The organism is Microbispora sp. H10885 (assembly GCF_014161415.1).
In the GTDB taxonomy this organism is placed as follows: Bacteria; Actinomycetota; Actinomycetes; order Streptosporangiales; family Streptosporangiaceae; genus Microbispora; species Microbispora triticiradicis.
The window spans coordinates 225,359-244,522 of the sequence record NZ_JABBWY010000009.1; the positions used below are offsets into that span (position 1 = coordinate 225,359).

The 19,164-nt window shown below is 73.5% G+C and carries 16 protein-coding genes; 8 read left to right on the top strand and 8 right to left on the bottom strand.

The window, feature by feature from the left end:
* The 4 genes from HHX37_RS24640 to HHX37_RS24655 all read right to left on the bottom strand — a co-directional run bounded on the left by HHX37_RS24640 (position 1) and on the right by HHX37_RS24655 (position 3,485).
* A complete protein-coding gene (locus HHX37_RS24640; RefSeq protein WP_182880915.1) occupies positions 1–603 on the bottom strand; it encodes a class I SAM-dependent methyltransferase in 603 nt (200 codons plus the stop codon).
* Between the two features lie 4 nt (positions 604–607).
* Complete coding sequence (locus HHX37_RS24645) at positions 608–1,600, bottom strand: helix-turn-helix transcriptional regulator (protein ID WP_182876774.1); 993 nt, start codon at positions 1,598–1,600, stop codon at positions 608–610.
* 66 nt (positions 1,601–1,666) lie between these two features.
* Positions 1,667–2,347 carry a response regulator gene (locus tag HHX37_RS24650; RefSeq protein ID WP_182886933.1) on the bottom strand — a complete coding sequence of 227 codons (681 nt, stop codon included), beginning with the start codon at positions 2,345–2,347 and terminating at the stop codon, positions 1,667–1,669.
* 4 nt (positions 2,348–2,351) lie between these two features.
* Positions 2,352–3,485, bottom strand: coding sequence for a sensor histidine kinase (locus tag HHX37_RS24655; RefSeq protein ID WP_182886934.1), 1,134 nt, complete (start codon positions 3,483–3,485; stop codon positions 2,352–2,354).
* A 230-nt stretch (positions 3,486–3,715) separates the two neighbouring features.
* Between HHX37_RS24655 and HHX37_RS24660 the strand changes: the two genes are divergently transcribed.
* The 4 genes from HHX37_RS24660 to HHX37_RS24675 all read left to right on the top strand — a co-directional run bounded on the left by HHX37_RS24660 (position 3,716) and on the right by HHX37_RS24675 (position 9,924).
* A complete protein-coding gene (locus HHX37_RS24660) occupies positions 3,716–5,254 on the top strand; it encodes a nitrilase-related carbon-nitrogen hydrolase (protein ID WP_182886935.1) in 1,539 nt (512 codons plus the stop codon).
* Positions 5,255–5,386: 132 nt separating this feature from the next.
* Positions 5,387–6,463, top strand: coding sequence for a PQQ-dependent sugar dehydrogenase (locus tag HHX37_RS24665; protein ID WP_182886936.1), 1,077 nt, complete (start codon positions 5,387–5,389; stop codon positions 6,461–6,463).
* A 166-nt stretch (positions 6,464–6,629) separates the two neighbouring features.
* A complete protein-coding gene (locus tag HHX37_RS24670; protein WP_182886937.1) occupies positions 6,630–8,399 on the top strand; it encodes a PQQ-dependent sugar dehydrogenase in 1,770 nt (589 codons plus the stop codon).
* 109 nt (positions 8,400–8,508) lie between these two features.
* Positions 8,509–9,924 carry a xylulokinase gene (locus HHX37_RS24675; RefSeq protein ID WP_182887053.1) on the top strand — a complete coding sequence of 472 codons (1,416 nt, stop codon included), beginning with the start codon at positions 8,509–8,511 and terminating at the stop codon, positions 9,922–9,924.
* Between the two features lie 190 nt (positions 9,925–10,114).
* Here HHX37_RS24675 and HHX37_RS24680 read toward each other — a convergent pair whose 3' ends face one another.
* A complete protein-coding gene (locus HHX37_RS24680) occupies positions 10,115–10,816 on the bottom strand; it encodes a Clp protease N-terminal domain-containing protein (RefSeq protein ID WP_182880909.1) in 702 nt (233 codons plus the stop codon).
* A 56-nt stretch (positions 10,817–10,872) separates the two neighbouring features.
* Entirely contained in the window at positions 10,873–11,310 is a 438-nt protein-coding gene (locus HHX37_RS24685; RefSeq protein ID WP_182886938.1) for an ArsI/CadI family heavy metal resistance metalloenzyme, read from the bottom strand.
* Positions 11,311–11,420: 110 nt separating this feature from the next.
* On the opposite strand from HHX37_RS24685, the gene HHX37_RS24690 reads away from it, so the two are divergent.
* From HHX37_RS24690 to HHX37_RS24700, 3 genes are all read left to right on the top strand, one after another.
* A complete protein-coding gene (locus HHX37_RS24690; RefSeq protein WP_182886939.1) occupies positions 11,421–11,813 on the top strand; it encodes an ArsR/SmtB family transcription factor in 393 nt (130 codons plus the stop codon).
* A gap of 41 nt (positions 11,814–11,854) precedes the next feature.
* Positions 11,855–12,634: a DeoR/GlpR family DNA-binding transcription regulator gene (locus tag HHX37_RS24695; protein ID WP_182886940.1), complete on the top strand. Its 780-nt coding sequence runs from the start codon at positions 11,855–11,857 to the stop codon at positions 12,632–12,634.
* 521 nt (positions 12,635–13,155) lie between these two features.
* Entirely contained in the window at positions 13,156–14,394 is a 1,239-nt protein-coding gene (locus HHX37_RS24700) for an MFS transporter (protein WP_182886941.1), read from the top strand.
* Here HHX37_RS24700 and HHX37_RS24705 read toward each other — a convergent pair.
* Positions 14,355–14,705, bottom strand: a complete 351-nt coding sequence (locus tag HHX37_RS24705) for a hypothetical protein (protein WP_182880905.1) — start codon at positions 14,703–14,705, stop codon at positions 14,355–14,357. The genes HHX37_RS24700 and HHX37_RS24705 overlap by 40 nt on opposite strands.
* Positions 14,706–14,820: 115 nt before the next feature.
* The gene (locus tag HHX37_RS24710) at positions 14,821–15,588 is read right to left on the bottom strand and encodes a TSUP family transporter (RefSeq protein ID WP_182886942.1); all 768 of its coding nucleotides are present in this window, start codon (positions 15,586–15,588) and stop codon (positions 14,821–14,823) included.
* Positions 15,589–15,795: 207 nt separating this feature from the next.
* On the opposite strand from HHX37_RS24710, the gene HHX37_RS37910 reads away from it, so the two are divergent.
* Positions 15,796–19,131: a BTAD domain-containing putative transcriptional regulator gene (locus tag HHX37_RS37910; protein WP_182886943.1), complete on the top strand. Its 3,336-nt coding sequence runs from the start codon at positions 15,796–15,798 to the stop codon at positions 19,129–19,131.
* Positions 19,132–19,164: the final 33 nt, after the last annotated feature.

Sequence of the window (19,164 nt, forward strand, 5' to 3'; positions counted from 1 at the left end):
TCAGGCCTGGGGTTTGCGCCAGACGATGCTGTAGCGGAACAGCGGGTGACGGCGATACCGGGAGCCGGGCAGCAGCTCGGCGGCCAGCCGCCGCATCTGCGCAAACGTCACCGGCGGCGGCCACACCATGGGGGACGGATGCTGCCAGTGGCCCTTCGTGGCGCGGAAGAAGGCGCCGAGGACGGTTCCGGCCAGGTCGTGCGGCAGGTCGGCGGGCATGGTGCTGCGGGCCAGGCCGACGACGGCCAGGACGCCCCCGGGACGCAGCAGGTCGCGCATGCGGGCCAGCCCGGTCGCGGCGTCCATGTGGTGCAGGGTGGCCACGGAGACGACGGCGTCGAACGAGGCCGGCTCGAAGGGGTGGGTCAGGAAGTCGCCGAGGATGTAGTCGACGTCGCCGGGGTGCTCACGGGCCTGCTCGATGCTGGGCGCGTCGAGGTCGATGCCGACGACCTCCGGCACCGTCCGCCGGAGTTCGCGGGCGAGCATGCCCTCGCCGCAGCCCACGTCGAGGGCGCGCCGGGCCCCGCCGGAAACCGCGCGCAGGATGCGGGGGTGATAGTGGATGTTGCCGTTCCACCGTCTGCCGGTGATCTCTGACATGCGCTCATCCTGCCGTGCCGGGCTCCTGCCGCGTGCCGTACAGGCGGGACAGGTCCGCGACGGCCTCGGCCATCAACGCGCGCAACTCGGCCGGTTCCAGCACCTCGACCAGGGTGCCCAGGCGCAGCAGCAGCCATCGCGCGTGCGTGAGCGACTCGATCGGCACCGTCAGCCGCGTCCACCCGCCGGGCTCGGCATGCCCGTTCGCCAGTGCCTTGTCCACGACGTCGCCGCCGAGGGTGTACCGGAACAGGTCCTCCCCACCGGGTGCGAGCCGTACGACCGCCTCGGCGGTGTACATGCGGGCGGCGAACTCCTCGGCGAAGTCGCGCCAGAACTCCGCGAGGTCGAAGTCCGGCGGCCGTTCGAAGCGCTCGCCGAGGACCTCGGCCTCGATGATCCGGCTCACCCGGTAGGTCCGCACCGTGCCCGAACAGGCCGCGGCCAAATACCACGAGCCGCCCTTCAGCACCAGGCCGTACGGATGCAGCAGGCGTTCGACCTCGGCCGGTCCCCAGCGGCGGTACCGCGTGCGGAGCACCCGTTCCTCCCAGACCGCCTCCGCGACCTCCGTGAGGAACGGCGCCTCGTCGGCGCTGCGGTACCACCCCGGCACGTCGAGGTGGAACCGCTCCCGCATCCGCGCCGCGTGCGACCGCGGTCCGGGCGGAAGCGCGGCCAGCAGCTTCAGCTCCGCCGCCGCCGCGAACTCGCCCAGTCCCAGCTCGGCGGCCGGCCCCGGCAGACCCGCCAGGAACAGCGAGGACGCCTCTTCCGCGGTCAGCCCGTTGAGACGGGTGCGGTAGCCGTCGAGCAGCCGGTAGCCGCCCAGCGGCCCGCGGTCGGCGTACACCGGCACTCCGGCGGCGGAAAGCGCCTCGACGTCCCGGTAGACGGTGCGGACCGACACTTCGAGCTCTTCGGCGAGTTCGGCGGCGGTCACCCTGTTGCGGGTTTGCAGTAACAGGAGCAGGGACAGCAACCGGCTCGCACGCATGTCGACCAGTCTGCCACCTTTACAATGTAGATCAATACGGCCTCGTCAGGAAGCGGTACCGCTCCGTCAGCGCCGGTCGCTGCGGGGCATCTCCTGCTCGCCGGCGACGACCAGTCCGGATTCGTACGCGAAGACGACGGCCTGGGCGCGGTCGCGCAGGTCCAGTTTCGTCAGCAGGTTGCTCACGTGGCTCTTGACCGTATGCTCGGAGACGACCAGATCCGCGGCGATCTCGGCGTTGGACCGGCCCCGTGCGAGCAGCCGCAGTGTGTCCGTCTCCCGGTCGGTGAGCTCGGCGAGCCGCCGCTGCAGCCGGGGCCGGGCACGTCCACGCCCGACGAACTCGGCGACCAGGCGCCGGGTGATCGCGGGGGCCAGCAGCGACTCCCCCTCGGCGACCAAGCGGACGGCGCGGACGAGGTCGTCCCGGCGCACGTCCTTGAGCAGGAAACCGCTGGCACCGGCGCGCAGGGCGTCGTAGACGTACTCGTCGACGTCGTACATCGTCAGGACCAGCACCTTCGCGCCGGTCCTGCGGCACACCCGCGCGGTGGCCTCGACCCCGTCCATGCCGGGCATCCGGATGTCCATGAGCACCACGTCCGGCTCCAGCTCGACCGCCTTCGCCACGGCCTCGGCGCCGTCGGCCGCCTCGCCGACCACGGCGATGTCGTCGTGGGCGCCGAGGATCATCGCGAAGCCGCCGCGGAACAGGTCCTGGTCGTCGGCGACGAGCACGCGCAGCACGCCGTCAGCCGATCGGCAGGGTCGCGGCGACGGTGAGCCCCGGGTTTCCCGGCCGGACGGCGAGCCGGCCGCCGCAGGCCGTGACCCGCTCCCGCATCCCGATCATGCCGTGTCCTTCCCGTAGCTCCCGCACACCCCGGCCGTCGTCGGCGACCTCGACCTCCAGGGTGTCACCCGACCAGCGGACCCGTACGCGGACGGTGCTCGCGCCGGCGTGCCGGATCGTGTTGGTCAGCGCCTCCTGGACGATCCGGTACGCGGCGACGTCCACGTCGGAGGGAAGGCGCCGTGGCTCGCCCCGCACGTCGGCGGAGACGTCCAGGCCCGCCCGGCGGGCGTTGTCCAGCAGGCCGGGCAGGGCGTCGAGCCCGGGCTGCGGCCCCCGGGCCGGAGCCGGGCCACCGGGCCCCTCGCTTCCGCGCAGCGCGCCGAGGATCAGCCGGAGCTGGCCGATCGCGTCCCGCCCCGCCGCCGCGATCGCCTCGAAGACCGCCTCGGCCTTCTCCGGGTGGTCGCGCGCCACCAACGGGCCGGTCTCCGCCTGGATCACCATGAGCCCGACCGAGTGGGTGACGATGTCGTGCATGTCGCGGGCGATCCGGGTGCGTTCGCGCGCGACCGCGGCGGCGCGTTCCTCGCGGACGCGCGCTTCCCGCTCCCGTTCGGCCTCCCGGCCCGCCCGCCGGGCCCGTGCGCTCACACCAAGCGCGTACGCGGCGACGATCGCGGTGAGGAGGTAACGGTAGGTCTCCAGGTTCTCCTGCGGGACGACGAGCGACACGGCCACGCCGGCGGCGAGACCCGCGACGCCCCCGGCGCGGCGCGCCCGGGAGAGGTCCGCCGCCGCGAACGTGTAGGTGCACACCAGCACGCCGTACGGCAGCAGCAGCACCAGAGCCCCGGAGTGCGGCAGCGGCTTCACCGCGATCGCCAGGACGGTCGTGGCGCAGCCCACGACCGCCCCGGCGGGGAGAACGGCGCGGCGCCGCCACAGCACCGGCACCGACATCAGGACGGCGAGCGCCACGGCCCACCACGGCTGCCGGTACGGGACCAGGACGGGCGTCACCGTCATCACGGTGACGACGGCGGCGATCGCGACGTCGGCCCTTGATGGACTCAGGATGCTCGCCCGCATGACCGGCTCCGGGGTTGTCGGAGAGAACCCGGCAAGACTATGCGCGCGGCCCCCGCCGCCGCCTCCGCCGCTCGGCTGACGACCGTCTCACTCCTTCGAGTGAGACCCGCCGCCACGGCTCTCCGAGCGGCCCCGGTCCCTGCGACCGGCACCCGGACCGCTCCCTCCGGTGATGCGCGTCCAGGCCGGGTCCTGGAGGGTCGGGGCGGCTGAAAAAAGGAGGCTGCACGATGAATTCACGGATTCGGCGTCCGACCGTGGCTCTCGCCGCCGCGGCGCTGTCGGCGACGCTGTTGCATCTCGGCACCGGGCTCACGCCGGTGCCCTGGCTCACCTGGCTCGCACCGCTGCCGGTGCTCGTCCTCGCCCACCACGTCGGCGCTCGCACCGCGTTCCTCGCGGCGTCGGCGGCATGGCTCGGCGGCGAGACGGCGATGTGGGGCTACTTCCTCGACACGGTGCGGATCCCGCCGCCGATGGTCGTGTCGCTGATCGTCGGGTCGGCGCTGCTGTTCGGGCTGGTCGTCCTGGCGTCCCGGGCGCTGGTGCTGAAGGGACGTCCGCTGACGGCCGCCGCCGTCGTGCCGGCGGCCTGGGTCGCCGTCGAGTACGCGTTCTCGGTGCTGTCGCCGAACGGGGCGTGGTGGAGCATGGCCTACACCCAGGCCGACGTCCTTCCGGTCCTGCAGACCGTCTCGGTCACCGGACCGTGGGGGGTCACGTTCCTGGTCCTCGGGGTTCCCGCGGCCGTCGCCGCGTTCTCCGCACCGCGTACGGGCGGGCGGCTGCGGGTGGCGGTCACCGCCGCGGTCGTCCTGACCCTGGCCGTGGGGTACGGCGCCTGGCGGCTGCGCCTGCCGTACGGGGAAGGCTCGGACGGGAACGGATCGGGCGGGGACGGCTCGGGTTCGGAGAAGGTGGCGCTGCTCGCCGCCGACCGGAACGGGTCGGTCCCGGTCGCCTCGGCGGAGGGACGTGCCCTCCTCGGGCGGTACACGGCGCGGATCCCGGACCTCGCCGCACGCGGCGCGCGGGTCGTGGTCATGCCGGAGAAGGTCTTCGTCGCCGACGACGCGACGCTGCCCGTCCTGGCGGCGCCGCTGGCGCGGCTCGCCGCCGACCACCACGTCGACATCATCGCCGGGCTGATCCTCAAGCGCTCCGATGGCCTCCGCAACGCGGCCGTCGACTTCCCCGCCGACGGGAGCCGGCGGGTCGAGTACTTCAAGCACCACCTCATCCCCGGGCTGGAAAGCGAGTTCCGGCCCGGGAACCGCAAGGCCTTCGTGCCCGGTTCGGGCCTCCGCTGGGGGATCGCGATCTGCTTCGACCTCGATCTGCCCGGTCTGGTGCGCGACTACCGCAGGAGCGGCGCCACGGCCGTCTTCGTCCCCGCCTGGGACTTCGATCGGGACCGCTGGCTGCACGGCAGGATGGCGGTCACCCGCGGCGTCGAGACCGGGCTCACGGTGGCGCGTGCCGCGCGGGACGGCGACCTGGTCGTGAGCGACGCCAACGGCCGGATCCGGGCCGAGGCGCACAGCGCTGACGCGCCGTTCGTGTCCGTCCTCACCGCGCTGCCCACCCGGTCGGCCGAAACGCCCTACACCCGGTTCGGCGACTGGTTCGCCTGGGCCTGCGCTCTCCTGCTGCTGCTCGCGCTCGCGTCCCTGACCCGCGTCCGGGCCGCGGCAGGCACCCGGCGTGCGCCGGCCGCTCCCCCACGGCGGGATCTCCAGGACCGGGATCGAGCAGCTCAGCCCGGTTGACCACCTGGCGGTCACCGCTCGGACGGCCGGCGTGACGTCTGTCCGTCCCCACCGGCGCGGCGGGCGGCTTCCCCGCTTCGCGAGTTGTACGGTCACGAGCCGTAAGCCCATGTCCCGCACCGGGAGCCTCTCATGCCCAAGCGTCTCGTCGTGGCGCTCTCGGCCGCGCTCAGCGCGGTCACCGCTTCCACCGCTCTCGTCGCGATCCGGCCGGCGCCCGCGGGCGCGGACACCGACGGATACGACTTCGCCCACCCGCAGGTGGTCACGACGGGACTGCGGGCGCCCTGGGGGATCGCCTTCCTGCCCGACGGCAGCGCCCTCGTCTCCCAGCGCGACACGGCGGACATCATGCGGGTGCGCCGCGGATCCGCGCCCGTGAAGGTGGCCACGGTCCCGAACGTGTCGCCCGGGGGCGAGGGCGGCCTGCTCGGCATCGCGGTCTCCCCGGTCTACGCCTTGGACCAGTGGGTCTACGCGTACTACACGAGCGCCTCCGACAACCGGGTGGTCCGGTTCCGGCTGAGCTCGCCCCAGACGCAGCAGCCGATCCTCACGGGCATCCCCCGCGCCCAGACCCACAACGGCGGGCGGATCGCGTTCGGCCCGGACGGCAGGCTGTACGTGGGCACGGGCGACGCCGGGAACTCGGCCAACGCGCAGAACCTGAACAGCCTGGGCGGCAAGATCCTGCGCCTCAGGCCCGACGGCACGGTGCCCGCGGACAACCCGTTCGCCGGCTCGCCGGTCTACAGCTACGGCCACCGCAACGTCCAAGGCCTCGCCTGGGACGACAGCGGCCGGCTGTACGCCACCGAGTTCGGCCAGAACACCTTTGACGAGCTCAACCGCATCCTCCCCGGCCGCGACTACGGCTGGCCGATCTGCGAGGGCGTGTGTTCCGACCCGCGCTTCACCAATCCCCTCGTGACGTGGAGTCCCTCCGAGGCGTCGCCCAGCGGCCTCGCGTACGCCAAGGGCACGCTCTTCGCCGCGGCGCTGCGCGGGACGCGGCTGTGGACGGTGCCGATCAGCGACGGCGCGGTGGGCACCCCGGTGGCCGAGTTCCAGGGGACGTACGGGCGGCTGCGCACCGTGGCCGTCGGGCCGGACTGCTCGCTGTGGGTGGCGACGAGCAACCGCGACGGCCGCGGGAGCCCGGCCGCCGACGACGACCGGATCATCCGCGTCCGGCCGGCGGCCCGCTGACCCTCACCGTGGCCGGGTCTGAAAGTTTCCTCACCCGGGCCCCTGCTGCGGACGAACACGCAGGCCGCCGGACGGGCTCCCGCCGGTCTGTTGCCTCGGGCGCGGCGGACGCTTTCGATGATTGACAAGCCGGTATGCGGTCCCCGTCTCCTCCCGGGAGCACGTGATGCCCAAGCGTCTGTCCGCGGCACTCGCGGCCGTCCTCTGCGCCGTGACCGCCGCCGCGGTGCTCGTCGCGACCCGGCCGGTCCCCGCGGGAGCGGCCACCGGCGGGTTCGACTTCACCAGGGCGCAGGTCTCCATCACGGGACTGCAGTCACCCTGGGGGATGGCCTTCCTGCCGGACCGCAGCGCCCTCGTGACCGAACGCGCCACCGCGGACATCTGGCGGGTGTATCCGGGATACATGCAAACACGGGTGACCACCATCCCGAACGTGTACACGACGGGTGACGGCGGCCTCCTCGGCATCGCCTTGTCCCCCGCCTTCCTTCAGGACCAGTTCGTCTACGTCTACTTCACCAGCGCCTCCGACAACCGCGTGGTCCGGTTCCGGTGGGGCGCCCCCAACACGCAGCAGGTCGTCCTCAGCGGCATTCCGCGCGGCCAGTCCCGCAACGGCGGGCGGATCGCGTTCGGTCCCGACGGCATGCTGTACGTCGCCACCGGCGACGCAGGCACCCCCGTCAACGCGCAGAACGGCACCCTGGGCGGCAAGATCCTGCGCCTCAGGCCCGACGGCACGGTACCCGCGGACAACCCGTTCGCCGGCTCGCCGGTCTACAGCTACGGCCACCGCAACGTCCAAGGCCTCGCCTGGGACGACAGTGGCAGGCTGTACGCCACGGAGTTCGGCGAGGACGCCTGGGACGAGCTCAACGCCATCGTCCCGGGAGGCAACTACGGCTGGCCGTCCTGCCAGGGCGTGTGCAGAGACGCACGCTGGCGCGACCCGATCGTGACCTGGCGCCCGGCCGACGCGTCGCCCAGCGGCCTCGCGTACGCCAACGGGACGGTCTTCGCCGCGGCCCTGCGCGGGACGCGGCTGTGGGCGGTACCGGTCGCGGGCGGCATGGCGGGCACCCCGGTGGCCGAGCTTCAGGGGAAGTACGGACGGCTGCGCACCGTGGCCGTCGGGCCGGACGGCTGGCTCTGGGTGACGACGAGCAACCACGACGCCGGCGGGACTCCTGTCTACGGCGACGACCGGATCATCCGGATCCCGCCCGTCGAAGGCTGGCCGCCGGCCTCGCCGTCAGCCAGCCCGTCGCTCTCACCGTCGGCCGGTCCGTCCCCCTCGCCGTCCGGCGGTTCCTCGCCGTGCCTCTCCCCCTCGCCCAGCCCTTCGCCGTCGCCGTCGCCCAGCCCGTCAGCGACGCCGTCGCCCAGCGCGTCACCGTCAGTCAGCCCCTCCCCGTCGGTGAGCCCTTCAGCGACGCCGCCAGTCAGCCCCTCGCCGTCACCGTCGCCCAGCCCTTCCCCCAGCCCTTCGCCCAGTGCCTCGCCGTGCCCCTCGCCAACGCCCAGTCCTTCACCGTCACCGAGCCCCTCTCCCAGCCCTTCCCCCAGCCCCTCCGTGTCGCCCAGTCCCTCCCCCTCGCCCAGCCCGTCGCCGTCCACCGGCACGCGCTCGTGCGAAGCGACGATCCGTTTCATCCTGTCGTGGACGGCGGCCTCATACGGCCAACTGACGGTGCGGAACACGGGAACGCTGCCCATCTCCTCGTGGATCGTCACCTTCAAGGTCCCCAACGGTCTGAGCTGGGTGCAGATGTGGAACGGCGGCCGCGTCCCGCCGGGAGCCATGGTGACCGTCACGAACCAGCCCTGGAACGGCGCGCTGCCGCCAGGCGCGTCGGTGACGACGGACTTCGCGATCGGCTGGCCCGGCGGCACTGTCGAGGCGCCGTCGCCCATCACCTGTACAGCCACCTGACCCCGGGCTGGGCCGCTCACGATCGGCTTCGGTGGCCCGTAGCGGGTGTGTCATGATCTTTGCGACGCAGCCGGCGCGCTCGTCCGCGCCCGACACCCCCGGAGGACCGGTGCCCCTCGTCGCCGGGGTCGACTCATCGACCCAGTCGTGCAAGGTCGTCGTCCGCGACGCCGACACCGGGGAACTGGTGCGCGAAGGCCGCGCACCACACCCCGCCGGGACCGCCGTGCCGCCGGCCGCGTGGGAGGCCGCACTGTCCGACGCGGTCGCACAGGCCGGCGGACTGGACGACGTGGCGGCGGCCTCGATCGCCGGGCAGATGCAGGGCATGGTGTGCCTGGACGCGGACGGCGGGGTGATCCGGGACGCGGTGCTGTGGAACGACACCCGCTCGGCCGGCGCCGCCGCCGACCTGATCTCGGATCTCGGCGGCGGGGAGGCGGGACGGCGAGCATGGGCGGAGGCGGTCGGCCTGGTACCGGTGGCCAGCTTCACCGTCACCAAGCTGCGCTGGCTGGCCTCGGCGGAACCGGACAACGCCGCCCGCACGGCCGCGGTGTGCCTGCCGCACGACTGGCTGACCTGGCGACTGTCCGGCGCGCCGGGGCTCGACGCGCTGCGCACCGACCGCAGCGAGGCCAGCGGGACCGGATACTGGTCGGCCGCGGCCGGTGGGTACCGCCTGGACCTGATCCGGCTGGCGTTCGGCCGCGACGACGTGCTGCTGCCGCAGGTGCTCGGACCGACCGGTCAGGCCGGGCACCTGCGCACCGGCGCGCCGCTGGGCCCCGGCGCCGGGGACTGCGCCGCGGCGGCGCTGGGTGCCGGTGCCGAGCCGGGCGACGTGATCGTGTCGATCGGCACCTCGGGCATCGTGTCCACCGTTTCCGACGTGCCGGCCGCGGACCCGAGCGGGATCGTCGCCGGGTTCGCCGACATGACCGGCCGGTTCCTGCCGCTGGTGTGCACGCTCAACGCCGCCCGGGTGCTGGACGCGGCCGCGACCATGCTGCGGGTGGACCACGCGGAGCTGTCGGCGCTGGCGCTGTCGGCCCCGCCGGGCGCCGACGGGCTGGTCCTGGTGCCCTACCTGGAGGGCGAGCGCACACCGAACCGCCCGCACGCCACCGGAGCCGTGCACGGCCTGACCCTGCGAACCTCGACCGCCGCGCACCTGGCCCGCGCGGCGGTCGAGGGCATGCTGTGCGCCCTCGCCGACGGGCTGGACGCGATGATCGCACAGGGCACGACGGTCGACCGGGTCATCCTGGTCGGCGGCGGCGCCCGCTCGGAGGCGGTCCGCCGGATCGCGCCGACGGTCTTCGGCCGCCCCGTGCTCGTCCCACCACTGGGCGAGTACGTCGCCGACGGCGCCGCCCGCCAGGCGGCCTGGATGCTGTCGGGCGGGCAGCGGCCGCCGTCGTGGACGATCGGGCAAATCGAGACGCACGAAGCGGACCCGGTGCCGGCGATCCGCGAACAGTACGCCGCGGCCCGCGAGAACGTCCTCGACCGCACTGACTGACGGCCGGCTGACGGCCGAATGACGGCGGCAGCGCCGGTCAGCGGACGGCCCTGCAAGCCGCGCGCCACGCCGAGGCGTTCACGTGCGGCGCCGGCGATCTGTTCCGGCCTGTCTCGGCCGAACCCACGAAGTGGGGCGACCCGCGTGCGAAGCCACTCGACGGGGACTCCTGGGAGCAGGTCGAGCCGGCCTACTCGTCGCGGGCCGCGGATCGCTTGGCGATCTCGGCCCTGACCGTCTCGTGCAACTCGTCCGACGTGAAGCCGAGGTTGCGCAGGATCTGCGCGGCCGGGCTCTCCTCGGCGCGGATCAGGCCCAGCAGCGTGTGTTCGGTGCCGACCCAGTCGTGGCCGAGGTCTGCCGACGCGCGGCTCGCGTGCTCGATGACCTCCTTGCTCTCCGGCCGGAACGCGATGTGGCCCCGCAGCGCCTTGGGCCCGGCCGGCGGCATCGCCTCCTCGATCGCGTCGCGGATGCGTTGCTCCGACTCGGTCTTCGCCATCAGCACCTCGTACGCGAGGCCCCGGGGTTCGCCGAGCAGGCCGAGCAGGATGTGCTCGGTGCCGATGAAGTCGTGCTTGTGCGCTCGGGCGGCCTCCTGGGCCAGCACGATGGTGTGCCGGTTCAGGTCCGTGAACCGATCGAACACGTTCGGCGCGTGGCGTTGCTGGGCGGCCTGCTTGGACACCCCGATGGCGTCGCCGACCTCGCTCCACGAGGCGCCCGCCTGCTTGGCCTTGCCGACGTAGTGGCCGACGAGCTGGTCGGCGAGGTCGGACAGGGTCTGGGCGCGCAGTTGCGCCTCGCTGATGCGGGCCAGGTGGTCGGCGTCGGGGAGTTCCTCGTCGAGACGGGCGATCAGATCGGCGAGGCTGATGTTGAGTGGACTCATGCGTCAACCGTAGCTTGACGATTCTCGATCGTCAATCTTCGGTTGACGGCCGTCCCTCAATCGTTCTCAGAGGTGCCGCAGCACGCGGCACCGTCGGCGGTCGACGTCCCGCTCCTGCCGATGACCTCCGCGTCCGCCTTGACCACGTACACCTCCCAGGGCTCACCTCCGGGGCCGTGCACCCACACCTTGTCCTGCAGGGCGTAGCAGCAGGTGGTGTCGTTCTCCTCGAAGGTCGCCAGGCCGGCCTCCTTCAGCCGCTCGGTCGCGGCCGTGACCTGTGCGGCGTCCTCGACCTCCACGCCGAGGTGGTCCATCCGGGTGGGCTCCCCCTGCTCGCCTTCGAGGAGCACCAGCTTCAGCGGCGGCTCGGCGACGGCGAAGTTGGCGTAGCCGGGCCGCCGCTTGGCGGGCTCGACGCCGAACAGTTTGGAGTAGAAGGCGATCGACCCTTCCAGGTCGGCGACGCGCAGGGCGAGCTGAACACGGGACATCGGTTCCTCCGTGGACCGTGAAGCGGCAGGCAGGCCCGCTGCTTCGACAACTGTCTAATCAAGTTATCGGCAGATTGTGTCCCTGAATAGAGATGTGTCAAATTAAAGAGATGTCGAAGCAACAGCCGCCGATCGCCGACGCGGGTGCGGATGCGCCCGGCGGGGGATGCCCTGCACCGCTGACCTGCGAGCCGCTGCCGGAGCGCGAGGCCGTGGAGCTCGCGCCGCTGTTCAAGGCCGTCGCCGATCCCGTACGGCTGCGCCTGCTGTCGCTGATCGCCTGCCACAAGGGCGGCGAGGCGTGCGTGTGCGATCTCACGGCCGCCTTCGACCTCACCCCGCCGACGATCAGCCACCACCTGAAGGTGCTCAGGCAGGCCGGGCTCATCGGCTCCGAACGCCGGGGCACCTGGGTGTACTACCGAATCAACCCCGGTGTGCTGGCTCGGATGTCCACGTTGATCCACCCCGTCTCAATCCTCGCACCCGGCCTTACAAAGTAGATTTAGTTGCTCTCGGACAGGCCGTGTGTTCAAATGAACACATGGAAAGTGCCGACCGCATGCGTGCGATCATGAATGCGCTGCGCACGACCGACAGCGTCTCCGTGGCCGAGCTGGCACTGGCGTACGGGGTCTCGGAGATGACCATCCGCCGCGACCTCGACGAACTCGCTCAGCAGGGCGTGGTCCGGCGGGTGCGCGGCGGCGCGCTGAGCCTGCTGCTGCGCGGCGAGGAACCGCCGTTCGGGGTGCGTGAGCGTGAGGCGGTCGAGGCCAAGCGGCGCATCGCCGCGGAGGTCGCCGCCCTGCTGGCCGATGGTGAGGCCGTGGTGCTCGACGGCGGCACGACCGCGCTGGAGGTCGCGCGGGTCGTACGCGACCGGCGGCTGACCGTGCTGCCGCTGGCGCTTCAGGCGGCGCAGGAGCTCGCCGCCGCGCCCCGCGTCCGTCTCGTGCTGCCCGGCGGGGAGGTGCGTCACGGTGAGATGAACTTCGTCGGTCCGCTCACCGAGGCGTCCATCAAGGCGCTGCGGTTCGACACCGCGGTCGTCGGCTGCTGCGGCCTGTCCGCCGAGCACGGCCTGACCGCGCACGACCTGCCCGAAGTGGCCATCAAGCAGGCCGCGATCGCCTCGGCCCGCCGGGTGGTGGTGGTCTGCGACTCGGGTAAGTTCAACCGGACGGCGTTCGGCGCGGTCTGCGGACTCGACCGGCTCGACGTGGTCGTCACCGACGACGGGATCCCCAAGGACCAGCACGACGCCCTCGCCGCCGCCGGAGTCACCGTACGCACGGTTCCCGGGACGGCGTCCGTCCCCTGACGGATCCACGCCACGCGGATCGTGCCGTACACGCCCGACCAGAACGCCCACGGAGGTCGCCCGCCCGCCCACGTCACTTCGCCGCCGGTCGTGCGGGGTCTCGTCCCGCCCTGACGGGCGGCCGCCCGGCTTCGGCCGGCACACCGTCCCGCTCACCGTCCTGGTCACCGCGCCGACCGCTGTCCCAGTGCGCTGTACAGCGCCGCCTGCCGGCGCCGATCCCCAGTCCCTACGCCCTAGCGTCGATGGCACAGCGCCGATCTCACCGCGCCGCGTGTGAGGCCAGGCGGCGCCGGCCCGGCGCGGCGTAGCCCCTCTCCCACACGCACCCCGAATCCCCCCATGTGTCCAAAGCACACGTGTCCGAAGCACGGCCACGGACGGGTGCTTCCACCACCCCGCACGCCGGACGTGATCGATCGCACATCCACCGGCATTCGTACGCACACCGCCACAGCTCGGCAGGCCCGGCGGCCCGGGCCCCTGCCGACACGACCACAGCCTTCGAGGAGCGATGCGACATGGCCCTGTCCGCCCCCGCCCGTCCGGCGCTCGTACGCGCCCGGGTGGCCGTCTACGGTCTGTTCCTGCTGTCCGGGATGGCCATCGGCACGTGGACCAGCCGGATCCCCGCCATCAAGGCCGACCTGCGGCTCAGCGACGGCGCGCTGAGCCTCGGACTGCTGGGCATCGCGGCCGGCGCGATCACCGGCATGCAGATCGTCGGCCGGTTGGTGGACAGGTACGGCAGCTATCGGACGATGCTGCCGGTGGCCGTCGCGCAGGGCGTCGTGCTCGTGCTCCCCGCGTACGCCCCGAACCTGCCGGCGCTCGCGCTCGCCCTGTTCGTCTTCGGCTCGGTCCACGGCACCCTCGACGTCGCGATGAACGCCAACGCCGTCGTGGTCGAGCGCGCCTACGGCAGGCCGATCCTGTCGTCCTTCCACGCGGTGTTCAGCGTCGGCGGGTTCGCGGGGGCGTCCGCGGGTGGGCTGTTCGCCCACGCCGATGTGAGTCCGGCCCTGACCTTCGCGTCCGTGGGCGTGGTCATCCTGCTCGTCGCGCTGCTGAGCGCCCGCTGGGCGCTGCGCGACGACCCGCCGGGGCGCACGGCAGCGTCCGCGCCGTCCGCGCCCTCCGGAAGCGGCCCGGCCCGGCGGCGCGTCAGCGGCGGCGTGCTGTTCCTCGGCGTCCTCGCGTTCTGCTGCCTGGTCGGCGAGGGCGCCTCGGCCGACTGGGGATCGGTCTACCTGCGCGACAACCTGGGCTCCTCCCCCGGCTTCGCCGCCGCGGCGTACGCCGCCTTCTCGATCATGATGACCGCCGGGCGGTTCGCCGGAGACCGTCTCGCCGCCTGGCTGGGCCCGGTCACGCTGGTGCGCTGCTGCGGGGTGCTCGCCGGGGCGGGTCTCGCGGCCGGGGTCCTCGTGGCCCGGCCGGTCGCCGGTGTCGTGGCGTTCGGGCTGTTCGGCGCGGGCCTGTCGTGCATCATCCCGCAGGTGTTCTCGGCCGCCGGGCACCGCGACCCCGCGCAGTCGGGCCGGGCGCTGGCAGCCGTGGCGAGTCTCGGCTACACCGGTTTCCTGACCGGCCCGGTTCTCATCGGCGGCCTGGCGGAGGCAATCACCCTCCCGTACGCGCTGCTGGTGCCCGCCCTGCTCGCGCTTTTCGTCGCCCTCGCGGCGCCGGCCGTACGGGCGCCGCGGCGCGAGCCCGCCGATCAGGCGCGGGTGACCTTGACGCCGCCGAAGACGCCGTAGCTGCGCACGCGGACGAGAGGCCCGGAGGCGCCGGCCGTCGCCGGGTCCACCGCGCGTCCGCCGAACAGGCTGAAGCCCTCGACCTCGACCGCGGCGCCGGCGGGCACCCGCAGCCGCACCCCTCCCACGAGGGAGACCTTCGTCACCGTGGTGACCGGCGCCATCTCGGCGTCGCCGAGGTCGAGGTCGGCGCCGCCGACCGGAGTGAGGACGACCGTGTCCGCGGGCATCGGGCCCTGCCCGCGGTGCCTGAGACCGCCGAGAAGTGAGACGTGCCAGTCCGTGCGCTGCGATGAGTTCGTGTTCGTCATGACCTTTACGGTACGGATGGCCGGGCGACGTGATCAGTGCCGAGCGTCGTGTGCCGACCATGACATCCGTCATGGCGGCGGCCCGGTCCCGGCTCCCCCGGGGAATCAGGGGTGGTCAGGTGGCGAGGAACTGGTCGTAGGCGAGCTTGGCGACCAGGGCTGCCACCACGCACAGCAGGACGGCCCGGACGAACCCGGAGCCGCGGCTGAGCGCCATCCGGGCGCCGATCTGCGCCCCGGCGATGTTGCAGGCGGCCATGGCCAGTCCCACGGCCCACAGCACGTGCCCCTGCGCGGCGAAGACGACGAGCGCGCCCAGGTTCGTGCCGGTGTTGATGACTTTCGCCGTGGCCGAGGCGTGGACGAAGTCCATCCCGAGGATCGAGGTGAACGCGATGAGCAGGAACGTCCCGGTGCCCGGCCCCAGGATGCCGTCGTAGTAGGCGATCGCCATGCCCGAGACCGCCAGCGCCGCCACGACCCGCCCCTGGGTGCGCAGGTGCGGCTGGGGCAGGCGGCCGAACGCCGGTCGCAGGGTCACGAACGCGGCCACTCCGAGCAGCACGACCATGACCAGCGGTTTCAGCACGGCGGCGTCGAGCAGGGCCGCCGACGCGGCGCCCAGGCCGGCGAAGGCGACCGCCAGCGCCGCGGCGGGCACGGCCACGGCGCGGTCCAGTTTCGTCCTGCGGGCGTAGGTCAGGGCGGCCGAGGCCGTGCCGAAGATGGCGGCGGACTTGTTCGTCGCCAGCGCCTGGACCGGCGGGACGCCGGCCAGCAGCAGCACCGGAAGCTGGAGTACGCCCCCGCCGCCGACGACGGCGTCGACCCACCCGGCGGCCACCGCGGCGAGCAGCAGCAGCACGATCTGCCCGGCGTGCATGCGCCGCGTCCCCCCTTTTGCCCCGGCTTGACCCTGGCCGGACAGAGCCGAGCCTAGCGGGCGGCCGTGTGGCCGACGGCGGCGAAGGTGACGAGAACGGCCGAAGTCCGGCCACGACCCGGACGATCGGTCGTGGCGCTGGAGAACCGGACAGCTCCGGAAATGTAACAATTGGACCGGTTGAACGGTGCTCCTTACCATTGGCCCGTGCGGCTGAACGTCCTCGGGCCCGTGGAACTCGTCGTGGCCGGGCAGGCCGTATCGGCCGGACCGCCGAAGCAGCGAGCCCTCCTGGCCCTCCTCGTGATGAACTCCGACCGGGTGCTCCCCGCGGACCTCCTGGCCGACCGGCTGTGGTCGGGCAACCCGCCGCCCAGCGCCCAGGGGAGCCTGCAGGTCTACGTCTCCAACCTGCGCCGCCGGCTGGAGCCCGACCGGCGGCCGGGCGCGACCCCGGCCGTCCTGGTCAGCGCCGCCGACGGGTACGGCCTGATGACCGGCGGGCTCGGCCTCGACACGAGGGACTTCGAGACGCTCGTGTCGGCCGGGTCCGGCGATCTGGCCGAGGGACGGCACGAGGAGGCGGCGGCCGCCCTCGCCGAGGCGCTCGACCTGTGGCGAGGCGACCCGTACGCGGACGTGCGGTCCGAGGAGTGGGCCCAGCCGGAGATCGGCCGACTGGAACAGGTGCGGCTGGACGCGGTGGAGGGGCTGGCCACGGCCCTGCTGGAGCTGGGCCGCCACACGGACGTGGTCGCGCGGCTGGACTCGTTCGTCCGCGAACACCCCCTGCGGGAGCGTGCCTGGGAACTGCTGGTGCTGGCCGACTACCGGGCGGGCCGGCAGGCCGCGGCCCTCGAACGCCTGCGCAGGGTGCGGGAGGTGCTCGCCGGGGAGCTGGGCATCGACCCCGGCCCGCGGCTGCGGGAGCTCGAAGGCGCGGTGCTGCGCCAGGACCCGGCGCTGCTCCCGCCGGAGCGGCCCACCACACCGCCACCCCCGCGGCGGCCTCCGGCGCGGACCCCGAAAGAGACGACGCCGAAGCGGACGGCTTCGAAACAGGCGACGGCGCGCAGCGCTCCCGAGCCCGCGGCGGACCAGACGGTCTTCGTCGGCCGCGAGAGCGCGCTGGAGTTCCTGCACGCGGCGGCCAGGGCGTCGTCCGACGCCGGGCAGGTCGTGCTGGTGGACGGCGAGCCGGGGGTCGGCAAGACGAGCCTGCTGAAGCGGTTCCGCGCGACCGCCGCCGTGCCGGTCGGCTGGGGGTCGAGTCCCGACCACGAGACGGCGCCCGCCCTGTGGCCCTGGGAACGGGTCCTGCGCGACCTCGCCGCCGCGTTCCCGGAGGCCGCGCTGCCCGGCGAGGTCAGCACGTTCCTGTCGGGCGGGCTGGAGGCGATTCCGGCGGCCGACGCGCAGGGGGCGCGGCTGCGGTTCTTCGAGGCGGTCGGCACGTTCCTGGCCGACACCGGCCCGGTGATCGTCGTGCTGGAGGACGTCCACGCGGCCGACGACGCGACGCTGCGGCTGCTGGTCCACGTGGCGTCCACCGCCCGGCCGGGTCTGCTGCTGGTGGCGACCTTCCGGCGGCACGAGGCGTCGGCGCTCACCGGCACGCTGTCGGCGCTGTCGCGGCTCGGCGCGCGCAGGCTCGGGCTCGACGGGCTCACGGCCGAGGAGGTCCGCGCGCTCGTCCGGGAGTTGTCCGGCCGCGACCCGGGCGGCCGCAGGGCCGAGGAGCTGCGCGGGCGCACCGCCGGGAACCCGTTCTTCCTCGCGGAGCTGGCCCGGGCGGGCGAGGAGCTGCCGCAGGGCGTGCTGGACGTCGTGCTGCACCGGGTGGCGGCCCTGGGGGCGGAGGCGGCCCGCGTGCTGGAGCTCGGCGCCGTGATGGGCGACGAGTTCGAGGCGGGCGTCCTGGCCCGGGTCGCCGGCGGCACGGTCGGCGACCTGCTGCCGCCGCTCGACGCGGCCCTCGACGCGGGGCTGATCCGGGAGTCGTCGTACCGGCTGGGCGGGTACGAGTTCGCGCACGCCCTGGTGACCGACGCGTTGCTGTCGCGCCGGTCGCGGCTGTGGCGGGCGCGCGTGCACGAGCAGGTCGCCGGCGTCCTCACCCACGTCCACGGGGACCGGGACGACCACGCGGCGGTGATCGCGCGGCACTGGCTGGCGGCGGCGGAGCTGGGCGCGGAGCCCGCCCGCATGGCGATGGACTACTCCGCCCGCGCCGCGCGGGCGGCCCTGCGGCGGCACGCGCCCGACGACGCGGCCGTGTCGTGGCAGGAGGCGCTGGCGGCGGCCGAGCCGGCCGGGGCCGGTCCGGCCGAGCGGTTCGAGCTCGCCGTCGGGCTGGCCGAGAGCCGCTACGCCGCCGGGCGGTTCGACGAGGGCTACGAGGCGGTCGAGCAGGCGCTCGCCCTGGCCGGCGCCGACCTGAACCAGGCCGTCAGGGCCGCCGACATCGCGATGGGACACGGCGTCTGGGTGCCGTTCCGCTACGGCCTCGATGTGGCCGCCCTGCGGGAGGCGATGGACCAGGCCGTACGCGAGCTGTCCCCGGACACGTCCGCGTGGGCGACGGCACAGGCCGTCCGGGCCGTCGTGCTCGCCCAGACCGGCCGCGAGGACGAGGTCGACGCGGTCTCGTCGCAGGCCGTGGCGGCGGCCGAACGCCTGGGCGACCCCGCCCTGCTGCGGCGCGTGCTCCACCTGCGGCTGCTCGCCATGCAGGGACAGGACTTCATCGAGCAGCTCGGCGCGACCGCGCGGCGCCTGCTGGCCGAGCCGGACCTGTCGTCCCAGCTCAGGGTGATCGCCCAGCTCCACCTCGTCACCCATCACGTCGAGCACGGGCGCGTGCCGCAGGCCCGCGCGCTGCTGACGGAGACCGGCGCGCTGCTGCGCGACCTGCACAACCCCACATTGGCACTGCAGGCGGCGATCGCACACGTGGGCCTCGACCTGTTCCAGGGTGTGCCGGACCCGACTCGCCACTTCGAGCCCATCAGGGCGACGCTGTCCTTCTCCGACCTCGCGTACTTCGAGGTGGGCACGCTCGCCGTGCGGGCCGAGACGCTCATCCAGGAGGACCGCCTCGGCGAGGAGGCGGAATGGATCGAGGAGATGTTCCGGCGGACGGGCATGGCCGGGCTCGCCTACTTCCTGGCGTACGCGCTGGCGGACCGGGGCGAGCACGAGCGCGCCCGGCGGCTCCTGCGTGAGACCCCGCTGCCGCCGCGCGACTACCACTGGTCGATGTCCGCCATGTGCCGGCTGCACGCGGCGATCCGGCTCGGCGAGACGGAGATCGTTCGGGAGATCTACGACGCGTTCCGTCCCTTCGCCGGGCTGCTGCATGTGAGCGGCACCTGCACCACGATCGACGGCGCGTACGACGGCCACATGGGCGAGGCGCTGCTGGCGCTCGGCGACCGCGAGGGGGCGCGGGCCCACCTGCGGGAGGCGGTGCGCCTGCTGGAGCAGGCGGGCGGGGGCTACTGGCTGGCAAGGGCCCGACAAGCCCTCGACAAGTGCGCGTAGGGGCGTGACGCGCACGCTGTTCCCGACAGTGAG